This window comes from Pantoea sp. X-Soil-TKNS-1280, assembly GCF_059730475.1.
On the sequence record NZ_AP035962.1, the window covers coordinates 451,455 to 466,077 of the forward strand.

Annotated in this window: 11 protein-coding genes; 6 read left to right on the forward strand and 5 right to left on the reverse strand. The window is 56.2% G+C overall.

Annotated features, from left to right (window positions below; translation table 11 throughout):
- Positions 1-30 precede the first annotated feature (30 nt).
- Together AC6I8X_RS02045 and AC6I8X_RS02050 are read right to left on the reverse strand one after the other, a co-directional pair.
- Positions 31-2,421, reverse strand: coding sequence for a glucose/quinate/shikimate family membrane-bound PQQ-dependent dehydrogenase (locus AC6I8X_RS02045; protein ID WP_416410428.1), 2,391 nt, complete (start codon positions 2,419-2,421; stop codon positions 31-33).
- 283 nt (positions 2,422-2,704) lie between these two features.
- Positions 2,705-3,304 (reverse strand): hypothetical protein, encoded by a 600-nt coding sequence (locus AC6I8X_RS02050; RefSeq protein ID WP_313688924.1) that lies wholly within the window; start codon positions 3,302-3,304, stop codon positions 2,705-2,707.
- Between the two features lie 420 nt (positions 3,305-3,724).
- Here AC6I8X_RS02050 and AC6I8X_RS02055 point away from each other — a divergent pair, with 420 nt between their 5' ends.
- The gene (locus AC6I8X_RS02055; protein WP_313688926.1) at positions 3,725-4,996 is read left to right on the forward strand and encodes an MFS transporter; all 1,272 of its coding nucleotides are present in this window, start codon (positions 3,725-3,727) and stop codon (positions 4,994-4,996) included.
- Between the two features lie 70 nt (positions 4,997-5,066).
- Here AC6I8X_RS02055 and AC6I8X_RS02060 read toward each other — a convergent pair whose 3' ends face one another.
- Positions 5,067-6,227: a Gfo/Idh/MocA family protein gene (locus tag AC6I8X_RS02060; RefSeq protein ID WP_497840468.1), complete on the reverse strand. Its 1,161-nt coding sequence runs from the start codon at positions 6,225-6,227 to the stop codon at positions 5,067-5,069.
- Between the two features lie 281 nt (positions 6,228-6,508).
- On the opposite strand from AC6I8X_RS02060, the gene AC6I8X_RS02065 reads away from it, so the two are divergent.
- Both AC6I8X_RS02065 and AC6I8X_RS02070 read left to right on the forward strand, forming a co-directional pair.
- Positions 6,509-7,375 (forward strand): glucosamine kinase nucleotide-binding domain-containing protein, encoded by an 867-nt coding sequence (locus AC6I8X_RS02065; RefSeq protein WP_497841010.1) that lies wholly within the window; start codon positions 6,509-6,511, stop codon positions 7,373-7,375.
- 28 nt (positions 7,376-7,403) lie between these two features.
- Complete coding sequence (locus AC6I8X_RS02070; RefSeq protein ID WP_497840470.1) at positions 7,404-8,525, forward strand: ROK family transcriptional regulator; 1,122 nt, start codon at positions 7,404-7,406, stop codon at positions 8,523-8,525.
- 777 nt (positions 8,526-9,302) lie between these two features.
- On the opposite strand, the gene AC6I8X_RS02075 is transcribed toward AC6I8X_RS02070, so the two are convergent.
- Together AC6I8X_RS02075 and AC6I8X_RS02080 are read right to left on the reverse strand one after the other, a co-directional pair.
- Positions 9,303-10,394, reverse strand: a complete 1,092-nt coding sequence (locus AC6I8X_RS02075; RefSeq protein ID WP_313689645.1) for an ABC transporter ATP-binding protein — start codon at positions 10,392-10,394, stop codon at positions 9,303-9,305.
- 12 nt (positions 10,395-10,406) lie between these two features.
- Positions 10,407-11,006 (reverse strand): GNAT family N-acetyltransferase, encoded by a 600-nt coding sequence (locus AC6I8X_RS02080; RefSeq protein ID WP_497840471.1) that lies wholly within the window; start codon positions 11,004-11,006, stop codon positions 10,407-10,409.
- 528 nt (positions 11,007-11,534) lie between these two features.
- Here AC6I8X_RS02080 and AC6I8X_RS02085 point away from each other — a divergent pair.
- Genes AC6I8X_RS02085 through AC6I8X_RS02095 form a run of 3 tightly spaced genes read left to right on the forward strand, consistent with a single transcriptional unit; the run spans position 11,535 to position 14,619 of the window.
- Complete coding sequence (locus AC6I8X_RS02085) at positions 11,535-12,875, forward strand: ABC transporter substrate-binding protein (RefSeq protein ID WP_313689649.1); 1,341 nt, start codon at positions 11,535-11,537, stop codon at positions 12,873-12,875.
- A gap of 56 nt (positions 12,876-12,931) precedes the next feature.
- Entirely contained in the window at positions 12,932-13,804 is an 873-nt protein-coding gene (locus AC6I8X_RS02090; RefSeq protein ID WP_313689651.1) for a carbohydrate ABC transporter permease, read from the forward strand.
- A complete protein-coding gene (locus AC6I8X_RS02095; RefSeq protein ID WP_084871902.1) occupies positions 13,804-14,619 on the forward strand; it encodes a carbohydrate ABC transporter permease in 816 nt (271 codons plus the stop codon). Before AC6I8X_RS02090 ends, AC6I8X_RS02095 begins: the two co-directional genes overlap by 1 nt.
- Positions 14,620-14,623 lie beyond the last annotated feature (4 nt).

Below are 14,623 nucleotides of genomic sequence, written 5' to 3' on the forward strand. Positions count from 1 at the left end.
AAAGCGGACCTAAGTCCGCTTTATTTATAGCTATTTTTCGTCCGGCAGTGCATAGGCAATCACGTAATCGCCCAACTTGGTACCAAACGAACCGTGACCACCTGCAGCGATAACAACGTACTGCTTGCCATCCACTTCATAGGTCATCGGCGTTGCCTGGCCGCCAGCAGGCAGACGCGCCTGCCACAGCATTTCACCGGTGTTGGTGCTGAAGGCACGCAGGTAGTTATCTGCGGTGGCACCGATGAAGAACACGTTACCGGCTGTGGTGATCGGACCGCCGAGCATCGGCATACCCATCTTGAACGGCAGCGGAACCGGTGCGCTATCGCGAACCGTACCAATGCGTTTTTTCCACACGGTTTCGTTGGTTTTCAGGTCAACAGCTGAGACATAGCCCCATGCCGGTTGTTTACACGGCAGACCAAACGGTGACAGGAACGCGTTCAGTTCCACGCCATACGGCACGCCGTACTGTGGCTGAACACCGCTTTCGGTACCCGAACCACCTTCCGCACCTTTCGGTGGCTCGATCGGGTTGCCCGGACCGCGCGGAATCAGTTTGGAAACGAACGGCAGGGCCATCGGGTTAGCGATAGCGATCTGACGATGCGGATCGACCGCAATGCCACCCCATTCGAACATACCGAGGTTACCCGGGAACACCAGCGTACCCTGCTCAGATGGCGGCGTGAACGGACCGTCATAGCGCAGGCGCTTGAAGATCACGCGGCACACCAGCTGGTCATACATGGTCGCGCCCCACATATCCTTATCAGTCAGATTCTGCTTCGGACGGAAGGTCAGTTCTGAGTAAGGCTGGGTCGGTGATACATGGTCACCTTTAGCAGCACCCTGCGGAACCGGAGTTTCCGGGGCAGGCACGACAGGTTTACCGGTGCGGCGATCCAGTACAAAGATGTTACCGGTTTTCGCCGGAGCATAAATCACCGGTACGGTGTTGCCATCTTTGTCAGTGATATCGGCCAGCGTCGGCTGAGATGGCAGATCCATATCCCACAGATCGTGATGCACAGTCTGATACGACCACACCAGCTTACCGGTGGTGGCGTTCAGCGCCAGTACGCTGCTCGCATAGCGCTCCTGGTCTGGCGTACGGTTGCCACCCCAGATATCCGGAGTCGATACGCCCATCGGCAGGTAAACGATATCCAGTTTCGGATCGTACACCGCCGGTGCCCAGGAGTTCGGCGAGTTCATGGTAAAGGTGTGTTCATCGTCAGGAATCGCGTTAGGATCTTTCGCGCCCGGATCGAAGACCCACAGCAGTTTACCGGTGTTGACGTCAAAGCCACGAATGACCCCTGACGGCTCACGGGTGGAGTAGTTATCCGTCACCGCACCGGCAATAATGATGGTGGTATCTGTGATGATCGGTGGTGAAGTCGGCTCATACTGGCCCGGCGTCAGCACTGGCTGTTTGTGTTGCAGATCCAGCTCGCCGTTGTTGCCAAAAGAGGCACAACGCTCGCCAGTTTCTGCATCCAGCGCGAACAGACGACCGTCGTTTACCGGCAGGTAAATACGGCGTGAGCACAGCGCAGGCTGGGTGTTGGACGCATCAGCAGCGGCCGGAACTTCGTGGTAAGACACGCCACGGCAGGTTACGTGCTGGAAAGTCGGGTTAGGCTTAAGGCCCGGATCGAATTTCCACTTCTGCTTACCGGTTTTCGCATCCAGTGCAAACAGGATTTGGTGCGGTGAGCAGAGATACAGTGTGTCGCGGATTTTAATCGGGGTCACTTCATCAGTGATTTCACCCGGATCGTTCGGGGTCTTCAGGTCGCCAGTCTGGAACTGCCAGGCTACCTGCAGATTTTTCACGTTATCCGCATCGATTTGCTTAAGCGGTGAGAAGCGGGTGCCTTGCTGATCACGCGCATACGCTGGCCAGTCGCCATCGGCGATGTTGCTCAGCGGCTGTGCCTGCGGTGCGTTGGCCGCCGCGTCCGGCAGGGTGCCATTCAGCTCCTGCGGATCATGGAAGACGGCCCACGCCAGCACCAGGGCGCTGGCGATCAGGGCAATACCCATCGCGCTCAGTGCACCTTTACTGGCGTTGTTGAGTTTGCGATACACAAACGGCAACACCAGCCAGATACCAAAAATCACCAGTACGTCGGTACGCGGTGCCAGCGCCCAGAAGTCGAAACCGACTTCCCACACGCCCCACACCAGCGTGGCCAGCAGCAGCAGGGCATACAACACCAATGCTGAACTGCTACGACGCCACAACAAAATAGCGGTGATTAACATAACCACACCGCCAATTACGTAGTACCAGGAACCTCCAATGGCGGCTAACCAAATGCCACCAACCAGCATAAACGCCCCTGTCAGCAGTGCGAACAGCACTGTCAGGAAGCGAATTACGCCAAAAGATGAGGAAGCTTTCCCCATAATATTGACCTCTTTTTTCGCCATAAATCTAAAAGGAAACAACGTGTTGCGCTGTTCCCCCATATAAAGTACGAGGTGATGTAAATGTTTGCTGCTGAACTCTTCCGTTAAGTCAGATGATCCTTGTGCGTTAAATTTTATCTTAAAAACGTTAACAGGTTTGACTTTTTTAGTGCTTTTAAGCGCTGGAATGGTAGTAGTGCGACATTTTATGAGGGAATTATGGCATTAGGCCCGGGGATATCGGGCCATAAAGGGAAAACGCGCTATTTTGTGTAACCGTTTACACTTCGAATAAATTGCTGCTGGTTCGCTGTTCCTGCCAGCCGCTGATATGCAGTCGAGTATAGCTTTCTTCAGGCAAAGCCAGGCGTGATGTGCGTAATATCACCTCTGCTTCTCTTTCGCGGAAGGAAGAGAGCATAAATGGAAAGCTGAACTTGAGATAATTTTCGCTGAAAAACTCGTCAGTCAGAACAATGCCGCTTAAGGGAAAGTTCTCAATATTTTGCCAGCGTGTCCCCGGTGATGCCAGGTCATAGAGCCAGAAGCGGAAATCTGACGCTCGTGACTGCAACTCAGGCCCGGCCTGTTCTAACGCATCATAGTTGATGGCCAGCCGGACATTGTCGGATTGCAAAAAGGAATAATTATCCGTTTCCTGTAAAAACTGCGTCAGCATATTTCCCTGTAAAGGGATAATTATTAATTCTGGCATAGTTGGCAGATGGTTTTGCAAAGTAATTATGTTGCATTCATTAAGTAATGTATGACTACCTTGCTCACAATGCATAAAGGGTGCTGAATAACAGATACCCGTCAGCGCGCCATCAAAGCGGCGGATACGCTCGGTAACATAAGGGTTATATGCGTTATTTTTCATTTATCTCTATGAATAAATTAATTATCTGGAAGGATAGAGTTATTATAATGATGGTCGATCTACTGCCATAATCCGTTTGCTAATATAAAACGTTTCCTTTGCAAAGATCATCTTTTTTATCTGTTTCTGCTAAAGAGATATTAGGCAGTATTACCGCAGTAATTAACGCTTTATTGTAACGTTCTGGAAGTCGCGCTATTTTCAACATAAAAAAATAAGCCTGCTAATATTCAGAACTCTACCTTTAGACTTTTCCCCTATAAGCGGCTGTTTTTAAAGCGCACGGCTTGCCGTTGCCTGGCACGGTAAAATCCCGCACTCTGTGGCCTGAAAAAAAAGATAAGGAAAACCGTATTGCGGTTTTTCATCAGGCCAGGTCCATGACGGCCTGGCGGCAACAGAATTCAGGATGGGATAAATATGGGTTTACTGGCAACAGCTGCGGATGACTCGCTGCTGCGACACAGGTCGTTTGTCGCCTTCTGGCTGGCGCGGACCTGTTCTTCGTTTGGTTTTCAGATGTTCTCGGTTGCCGTCAGCTGGCAGATCTACTCGCTGACTAACAGCGCGATGGCGTTGGGGATGATTGGTCTGATGCAGTTTCTGCCCTCGGTGCTGCTGGCGCTGCCCGCCGGGCATCTGGCAGATCAGTTTGATCGTCGCCGAATTGTGTTGTTTGGTCAGCTGGTGGAGTGGGGATCGTTGCTGGCGCTGGTGGCGCTGACGCTATTCCACTGGGCGGATAAAACCGCCATCTGGAGCCTGGTGTTTTTAATTGCGGTGGCAAAGGCCCTGGAATGGCCCGCGTTGTCATCGATGTTACCGGCGCTGGTACCGCCAGAAATTCTGGCGCGCGCGACAGCAGCGAATGCGGTGGGTGGTCAGGCGGCGGTGATCATTGGTCCCACGCTGGGTGGGTTGCTGTATGTCGCCGGGCCGGATGTGGTGTACGGCGTAGCCGCCTTGTTCTATTTATTCTCGCTGCTGCTGGTCAGCCGTATCCGTTATGAGCGCCCGCCACAGACGCGCCTGCCGATGAACCTCACCAACCTGTTTGCCGGTGTCCATTTCATCCGCGAACGCAAAGATGTACTCGGGGTGATTTCGCTCGATTTATTCGCGGTGCTGCTCGGCGGTGCGACGGCGCTACTGCCGATTTTTGCCAAAGATATTCTGCATACCGGTCCCTGGGGATTGGGCATGTTACGCGGCGCACCGTCGGTGGGGGCGCTGCTGGTCGGCGTGTGGCTCAGTCGTCACAAGCTGGAAAAGCATGTCGGGATGATCATGTTTGGCGCGGTGGCGGGTTTTGGGGTGGCCACATTGATTTTCGCGCTTTCCAGCCAGCTGTGGCTGTCGTTGCTGGCGCTGGCGGCGCTGGGCGCTTTTGATATGGTCAGCATGGTGATTCGTGGCTCGCTGGTGCAGCTGGATACACCGGATGATATGCGCGGACGCGTCAACGCGGTCAACGCCATTTTTATTAATACTTCTAACCAGCTGGGCGAATTTGAATCCGGCATGCTGGCGGCGTGGCTCGGTGCGGTGCCCGCTGCGGCGCTGGGTGGCATTGGTACGCTGGTGGTGGTGGCTCTCTGGATGACGCTGTTCCCGCATCTGCGTAAGCGGCAGAAGCTGGAGAACGAACCCGCAGCTGTGCCGCCAACAAAAACCGGCCAACAGGCCGGTTAAGGGTATTGCCAGTCCGCACTGCCATGACAAAGCTCGCGATCAGGGGGGCAGGGATCGCGAGCGGTGGCCGTTAAACGGCCGCTATTTTCCCCAGGCTGGCGTCAAATTGTTTCCAGCTTTCTGTCATATCCACCACGGTTTTCGATTTTCGCGCTTCGTCGATTTTAATCGCGGTGAGCCCGGCTTCCAGTGCGTCCACCACCGTCACTTTCAGCGGCGTTCCCTGTTTAATGTGTTTCACAATCTCTTCGGCCATCAGCGCATCAGCGCCATAGTGGCCATCGTAAGCGTTGCCGCTGTAAGTGGTGTCCACTTCACGCTCACCGGTCCGGGCGTTATGCACGCGGAAGTAGTTGCGCACAAAGTCGCCCTCCGCCATGCCGTCCGTTCCCATCACGCAGAAGCGGCGGAACTCATCCGGCACGTTGAGGTTGGCGTGGAAGGCCAGAGTGGCGCCACCGGCGTATTCAATGATGGCCGTCTGGTAATCGACGATATCGGCATCGCTATCAAACACCGCGTCGGTGCTTGACCAGCCGCTCGGTTTGACGTGATACACCTCGGAAGCGGGGGTGATGGCACCCTGTGGCGCGTGCTGCGGCGTAAAGGATTTGCGGCCACCAAAGCTGGCGACGCGCACCGGGCGTTCACCCATCAATCCCTGATAGAGATCGATATCGTGGCAGCATTTTTCCAGTATGTACGGACCGGCGTATTTCTCCAGACGACGCCAGTCGCGCTGGAAGAAAGCACCGTGGTACGGCTTGATATGTTCGGTTGCTTCGATTGAGGTGATCTCGCCCAGGCGTTTATCATCGCGCGCTGCCAGCAGGTCGTGATACAGCGGTGAATAACGCAGTACCAGACCGACCAGAATGCGCTCGTGGCCATACTGCTGTACCAGCTGCGCCATCGCCATGGTCTGTTCTTCATTGATCACCACCGGCTTCTCGGTGAACACGGTATAACCCGCAGCCAGCCCCTGACGAATATGGTCGAGATGCATAAAGTTCGGTGAACCGACCAGCAGCAGATCAAAGCCGCCGTGATTCAGCAGTGCGTCGATACTGTCAAACGCCTGACCAGGATCGATACCAAAGGTGTAGAGATTGGGTAAACCCGCTGGAGCCGGATCGACATAACCCACGACGGAGAACTCTGTATCGGCTTTGCTGAACTCTTTCACCACATGGGAAAGACGAAAGCCAAGACCAATAATGCCCACTTTCATGTTATACCCCTGAAGCCCGTTGCCTGTTAGCTGCCCGACCCATCAGGCTGCTGATAATCTGACCGCTAACTTATTACGGCAGAAAAACTAATGTCAATTAATATCCTGGGTGTAAAAATCCTATAATCTGTTATTTGTATGATTTTAATCATTTTTATTTTATGTTGTGGCTTCCATATTTATTTGTTATTGCGATTTAAGTTTTTTTACCCTATCTTTCGCACATCTATAAAGAGTCATTCCGAGCGGTGCAGGGCAGGAGGAAGCGCGTGCAGTCACTTATGCTAGGTATCGATGGGGGTGGTACGCACTGTCGCGGACGCCTCACCGACGCTCAGGGGCAACTGCTGGCGGAAGCGCGCGGCGGGCCAGCCAACGTCTGGTCGCAGTTTGAAGCGGCGATTGACGCCATCGATCGGGTGATTGACGATCTCTTCACTCAGGCGGCATTACCGACGGCGGCACGAGCGCAAACCGTGCTGGTGGCGGGGCTGGCGGGAGCGAATGTCGCTTCGGTCAAAGCTCGTCTGGATAGCTGGCAGCCCGTTTGCCAGGCGCGCTATGTTTTTACCGATGTCGAAATTGCCTGCGCTGGTGCGCACCATGGCGCGCCCGGAGCGGTGTTTATTACCGGCACCGGCAGCCAGGGGGCCGCCTGGGATGGTGAACGCTTTACGTTGCTGGGTGGCTGGGGCTTTGCGCTCTCCGATGCTGGTTCTGGCGCGGTGCTCGGTCAGCGGGCATTGCGGCTGGCGCTGCTGGCCCATGAAGGCATTGTTCCGTCCTCGGCGCTGACGCAGCGTATCATGGCGCATTACCACGACAGCCCGGAACAGATGCTAATCTGGTCACGTCAGGCGACACCCGCCGACTGGGGCCGGGTTGTACCGGACGTGTTCACCGCCGCACAGGCGGGGGATGAGCATGGCACTGCCTTAATTGAACAAACCGCGGCGGATATCGCGCAAATGGTCCAGCCACTGCTGGCGCGCAGCCACGGTAAGCTGGCGTTGATGGGCGGCTTAGCCACGCCGATTCAGCCCTGGCTCCCGGCGGATATCGCCGCGCTGCTGGTGCCGCCACAGGGCGATGCGCTGAGTGGCGCACTCCGGCTCGCCAGTCAGTTCAGCCTGAGTCAACTCGCGTAACCTTTTCATTCTGCTGATAAAGAGAACCATGACCGCTCCGAACGTAACCGCCCGCATTCTGCGGCTGATTGTCGAAAACGCGCCAATAAGCCAGTCCGATCTCAAAGTGCGCAGCGGCCTGAGCATGTCAACGGTTTCGCAGGCCACCAATCGCCTGCTGACTGGCGGCATCGTGCAGGAGCTGGGGCTACGCCGGGTCTCGATGGGGCGTCCTAAAACTCTACTCGGCCTCAATCCAGATCACGCCAGTGTGGTTGGCATCCAGCTCAATGCGGAACGTAACCTGATTGTGCTGACCGACCTCGGTGGAAATATCATCGGCGAGCAGCAAATGCCTTCCGGTGCGATGAGCCCGAAACAGCTGGGTGACGCGCTGGCAAAGTTTCTGCGCGGCGTAGAAGGCAAGAAAGTCGGTGCCATTGGTCTGGCGCTATCCGGTCTGGTGGATGCCAGCAATGGCTATTGCGTGCGCTCACGCGTGCTGGACTGGGATAACGTGCCCATCGCCCGCCTGCTGGAAGAGCGTTTTTCGTTACCGGTATTTATCGAAAACGACGCTAACGCGCTGGCGATGGCGGCGCTGGTGTTTGGTCAGCTCGGTCATGCACAATCGGCGATTATCGCCACCTTCGGCAAAGGGATTGGCGCGGGTATTTTGCTGGATCGTCAGCTTTATCGCGGACGTCATGGCAAAGCGGGGGAGATTGGCAATGCCCTGCTGGGTGATGGCTCTGAGCGCCTGCTGGAAGACGTCGCCTCATCGCAGGCGATTCTGCATCGGGTGGCGGAGACGCTGAAAGAGGATGTACCGCCGACGCTGCGCGATCTGGATTTGCGTCCCACACCGGAGGTGTTAAGCGCGCTGGCGGAAGCCGGACATCAGCTGGGCATGTCGCTGGCGAACCTGTCGATTGCCTATGATCCGGATGTGGTTTATCTGGCGATGGAGCCGCAAATGGCGTCACGTATTCTGCTGGATAATATCACCCAGAGTTTCCAGAACTATCGTCTGAAGCTGACACCGCATATGACGCCGTTGCAGTTTATTACCGAGTCGAATCGGATGTGGGCGCAGGGCGCGGCGGGGTTTGCGGTGAATAAGTTGCTGGATTTGCTGGCGGCGCAAGCCGATGAGGATATTGCGCCTTAAGTCGCGTGGTTTCGTTTGCTTCCGCGGGGATTTCGTTTGCTTCCGCGGGGATTTCGTTCGCTTCCGAGGAGATTTTGTTCGCTTCCGAGGAGATTTCGTTCGCCTCGGGCTGAGGTAGTTTCAGTTCGCCGGTGCGGCGACCGAGCAAAGGGGGCCAGGCCGCCCCCTTTGCATTCCCCGGCCCTGCGCCGCCTGCCTCGCCGCTTCGCGGTCCCTTCGCTTACTCACGCTTCCGACGGACCGGCGTCGATTCGCTCCTGCTCAACGCCGCCTTTCGCCGCATCCATGCGGCTCATCCTGGAATCGTTCCCGCGCTCAGCGAGTTCGGATGGCGCTCACACCCCCGCTGCCCCAGCCATGCCGGTCTATGTTTTTTTCTTTTGCTGTTGGTTTTTATTCGATGGTCCTGCAAACGGGGGGGTTGGCGGCATTCGCAGCGCCGAGCGCAGAGTGAAGGCCAGGACGAGCCGCATGGATGCGGCGAGAGGGCGGCATGAGCCATGGATGGCGAATCCGCGCGGTCCGTCAGGCCTGAGAGATAAGCGAGGGAACAGCGCGAAGCGCTGCGCGAGGACGCCGCAGGGCGCGGATTGCAAAGGTCCGCGCCCTCGGACCTTTGCCCGTCCGCCTGCACAGGCGGCCCTGAAACTACCTAAAGCCTGGCGGGCGGAACCCCTACGGAGCTAAACCACTGTCTGGCGGGCGGAACCCCTGCGGAGCCAAACCGCTGCTGCCTGGCGGGCGGAACCTTCTCATAGCCACCCGCTGCCAGGCCCTTTACCGCATCCGCAGGCCCTGCTCATCAAACAACAAACAACTCCCCGCATCCAATTGGTAACGCATCGGCTCACCGATCTGATGGCTTGCCACATTCCGCTCCTCAATCACCAGCAGCCGCTCCTGGCCCACATCCAGATAAAGATAATTGGTGTGCCCCAGCATCTCACTGAACGATAGCGGGGCGCTAAAACTCAGCGGCGCGCTGGCAGTCGTGGCAAGCTGGAAATGCTCAGGACGTACGCCCAGCGTCACCTTCTGTCCTTCGTGGCAGGTCGCTGCAATATTCAGCGTTAAAGAGTGGATACCCAGCGAGGGCACGCGCAGCTGCACCTGGCCGGGAGCTAACGCTGCCACCTCAGCCGGTAAAAAATTCATCTTCGGCGAACCAATAAACCCGGCGACAAACAGGTTATCCGGGTCGCGATACAACTCCAGCGGCGCACCGACCTGTTCAATACGTCCCTGACGCAGCACCACGATCCGGTCGGCCAGCGTCATCGCTTCCAGCTGGTCATGGGTGACGTAAATCATGGTGTTGCCCAGCGAGGCGTGCAGCCGGGCAATTTCGATACGCATCTGCAAACGCAGCTCAGCATCCAGGTTCGACAGGGGTTCATCGAACAGGAAAATACGTGGATGGCGAATAATGGCGCGGCCAATCGCCACACGCTGCCGCTGCCCGCCCGACAAGGCACGCGGCAGGCGATCGAGCAACTCGGTAAGGTGCAGGCGCGCCGCGGTCTGCGCAATCGCCTGTTCAATCTCGGCTTTCGGCCGCTTCATCACCTCCAGCGGATAAGCGAGGTTGCCACGTACCGTCATATTCGGGTAAAGCGCGTAGGATTGAAACACCATGGCGATACCGCGCTCGGTGGCAGGCTGCTGGGTCATATCCGCCCCCTCAATCAGCAGCTTGCCATCACTGATCTCCTCCAGCCCGGCAATCATGCGTAACAGCGTCGATTTTCCGCAACCCGAAGGGCCAACAAACACCACAAATTCACCGCTGTTGATGGTGAGATCGATACCGTGGATCACGTTCACTTGCTCGTAGGACTTCTTAACGCTTTGCAGATGCAGGCTGGTCATGCTGTGTCTCGCTTAAAGTAACTGGCCCAGATAAATGGCGTTGCTGCGCACGATGGGCGTGAAGCCAAGGCGCTGATAAAAACCGCAAACCTGCTCGTTTTGCAGGCTAACGCCGAGATGCACGCCAGGCACATCGGCCTGGCGCAGCAGGGTCAGCAGGTGTGCAATCAGTTTGCGCCCCCAACCACCCTGCTGAGCGGGCGGCAGCAGATTAATGTGCAGATGCGCGGGCCACTGGCTCACCAGTCGATCGGCGGCGGCATCTGGCTTGAGGATGGCATCCAGCACTTTGCTGTCGAGCGGTGCGCTGGCCGGGTAGTCGCGATACTGCGCCTGCAACAGCGGCCACCACTGCTGATTCAGCACGGCTTCGAAGGCACGGGTATCCGGTACCGCGACCGCATAGCCGACGACCTCTCCCTGTTGTTCCAGTACCAGCGCGAAATCAGGTACGAAACGGGCGTAGGGAATCACAAAGCGCAGGCCCGGCAGGGCGGGGTCAGAATAAAGCGCGGTCGCGTCTTTCCCTGCATTGGCGGTTTCTAAACAAATACGCGAGAGCGCGGGAAAATCCGCCTCGGTGGCGTGACGAATAACACCTTCAGCCGTCATGGTGGAGCCTCTGTGGTCAGGAGATGAACAGTTTTTACGGTAATGAAAGCGTACTTAGTTTTCAAGGTGTAATAATTGCGCCATCCCACAAAGCGCAGGCGAAACATAACCGCAGCGCATGACAGTCAGCGTGGCAAGGCTGTGGTGATGCGCTGGCAAGCCCTTAATCCGCAGGCTTTTTCATGTTTTCTTCGTCAGTATCATCCATAACTATACGATTTTCATATGCTCTATCAGTAAGTTAATGCACTTTAAAATCGTGAGTGATTTATGCTGGGCATGGCTTGATGTGGGCTGTTTGCAGCGGCCTGGTGGCTGATTAAGCAGCATTCCCTGCTGATCATCGCGCCTTTTTTCTCACTTTTTGCACTGCATCACAGAGCAAAAATTCCGCGCGGCACAGGTTTGACTTTCTTTTGTTCATAAAGTAAGTATGGATAAGTGCGTTATTTATGCTGAATCAGCCTGCGGGAACTGCGGGTGTCGAGATGAAGGGATGCCAGTCATCTGTTGGAGAAACCGAGCATTATGTGTGATTCAACCGTACGTTCGCAGTACTTCCATCGCCCTCTGCGTACCCTGTCTCGTCTGGTTTCCGCTGGGGTGCTGCTCGGCGCAGCGATGACCTCGGCCCAGGCAGTGACGCTGAATGAGTGGGACATTTATAACTATCCACAGCAGACGGAAGCCGTGGATGAAGCGATTAAAGTGTTCCAGCAACAGAATCCCGGCATTGTCATCCAGCGTTCAGTGCACTCCTTTGAAGACACTCGCATCCCGCTCAAACTGGCGCTGACTGCCGGTGATGGCCCGCAGATCGCCCAGGTCAACCAGGGCGGTGGCGACATGGGATCGCTGGTGAAAGACAAACTACTGTGGCCGCTGGATGATTACGCCAAAACCTACGGCTGGACCACGCGCTTTCCGGATTCGATCCTGAAACGCAACCGCTGGTCCGATAATCAGGACTTCGGCAGCGGCAAGTTATATGGCGTCGCCAGCCTCGGTGAAATGGTTGGCCTGTACTACAACAAAGCGCTGCTGGATAAAGCCGGTATCGCGGTGCCGAAAACTCTCGCCGAGCTGGAACAGGCGATGGAAAAACTGAAAGCGCAGGGTACCGCACCCATGATGCTGGGGCTGCTGGACGGCAACATGGGCCAGCAGCTGCTGAGTACCCTTTGGGAAGCGCAGATCGAAAGCAGCGACCGCAAAAAACTGGATGACCTGATTTACGACGTGGGCGGCACCTTTAAAGATGACAAGCTGGTGAAAGCCGCCAACATGATGAAAAGCTGGAACGACAAAGGCTATTTCTTCCCCGGCTTTCAGGGCATTGGTCATGACGATGCCGCCACCCTGTTCCAGAACGGCCAGGCCGCCTTCCTGGTGAGCGGCACCTGGTATCTGGGGCAGTTCAAAGACAACAAAGATATTCATTTTGCCGCGATGCCGATGGGGGCGGGTGTGCAGCATGCGCTGATGGTGGGCGGGACTGACCTGGCGTTCTCCATCACCAGCACGGCGAAAACCAAAGAGCAGCAGGATGCCGCCGCGAAGTTCATCGATTATATTGTGTCGGATGAGATGGCGAACCGCTGGCTGAAAGTGGGCTTCCTGCCAGCCAGCGCCAGCAAAAATGCGCAGATCCCGGCCGATAACCCGCTGCTGGCCGAGACCTACCAGGTATGGGTGACGCTGAACCAGCATGATGGCCTCGGTCATTACGTGGACTGGGCAACACCAACCATGAACGCCGAACTGAATCAGAACGTGCAACTGCTGCTGGCCGGACGGCAAACCGCCGACCAGATGGTCACCAACTTCGACAACAACTATCAACGTTACCTGAAAACCCTGAAGCACTGATAAATCCGGCCCGGCATGAGGCCGGGCCGCTGACAGGTCCGCAAGCGAGTAAGGTTATGCTGAACAAATCTGCCTGGCGCAATGCGCTCTATCTCCTGCCCGCGGTGCTGGTATACGCGGTCTTTCTGTTGCTGCCGCTGCTGGCGTCGCTGGGCATCAGTTTTACCGAGTGGGATGGCACCTCGATGCCGATTTTTACCGGCATCAGCAACTACATGCGTATGTTCAGTGACCCGGTGTTCTGGGTGGCACTGGGCAACAACGCATTGCTGATGTTGTTCTACACCTTGTTGCCGATTGGTGTTGGCCTGCTGTTGTGCAGCTTCCTGTACGAAACGCGCAACAACAAAGAGCGCAGCCTGCTGCGTATCTTCTTCTTTCTGCCGTATATCATGCCGATGGCGGTATTGGGCGTGGTGTGGCGCTGGCTGTATAACCCGGCGTTTGGTCCGATCGACCAGTTCCTGCGCGCCATCGGCCTGCCGCAGCTGGCGCTGTCCTGGCTGGGGGATTTTACCTGGGCGTTGCCTGCGGTCGGTCTGGTGGCGACCTGGTACTTCTTTGGTTTTTGCCTGGTGTTGTTTATGGCGGGATTACAACGCATGGACCCGTCGCTGCTGGAAGCGGCCGATCTGGATGGCTCCTCGCGGCGGCAAAAATTTATGCGCATCACGCTGCCGTCACTGCGCCCGGAGTTGCGAATTGCGCTGTTGCTGACGGTGATCGCCAGCCTGAAAGCCTTTGATCTGGTCTACGTGATGACCCAGGGCGGGCCGGGTACCGCAACCATGGTGACCAACATCTTTATGTATAAGCAGGGCTTTGACCTGCACTACTTCGGCTATGCTTCGGCCGTCGCGGTGTTCAGTATGATGATTGTGTTGTTGATCAACGCGCTAATCCACTTTGCTATTCGGGAGCGTCACTGATGCGTGGCACGCCAGTAGTTTCTCGTGCGCTTATCTGGATCGTAGCGCTGATGACCATTATGCCGTTCCTGATGGCGCTGATGACCTCATTCAAAACCCAGATGGAGCTGTTCCAGGGCGTCTTTACCTTACCTGCGTCGCTCAACTTTAAAAACTACGTCACTGCCTGGCAGCAGGGCCATTTCAATGTTTACTTTATGAACTCGGTGCTGGTGGTGATCCCGGTGGTGATTTGCAGCATCCTGCTCGGTATTCTGGCCGGTTTCGGTTTTGCGTGGCTGAAGATCCCCGGCAAAAAAGTGGTAGCGGCAATGCTCGCGCTTGGCATGGTGCTGCCAAGTGAAGCCTTTATTATCCCGCTGTATCATGAGCTGCGCTGGATGGGGCTGACCAACACCTACCTGGCGCTGATTCTGCCGCAGATTGCGCTGTCGCTGCCGTTCACCACGCTGATGATTGCCACCGCACTGCAACAGGTGCCGCGCGAGCTGGTGGAAGCCTCGGTGATGGATGGCGCATCACGGCGCAAAATTCTGTGGGGCATTCTGGTGCCCGCCATCTGGCCCACGTTATCAACGCTGGCGCTGCTGCTGTTTATCTGGACCTGGAACGAGTTCTTGATCCCGCTGATTCTGGTGAACAAAGATGAGTTGCGAACCCTGCCAATTGGCATGATGTTTTTCCAGAACAAAAACACCATCGATATCCCGGTACTGATGGCGGGCGCGATGATCGTCATTCTGCCGCTGGTGGCGGTGTTCCTGGTGTTCCAGCGTAAATTTATCAGTGGCGTGACTGAAGGCGCGGTGAAATAGGAGA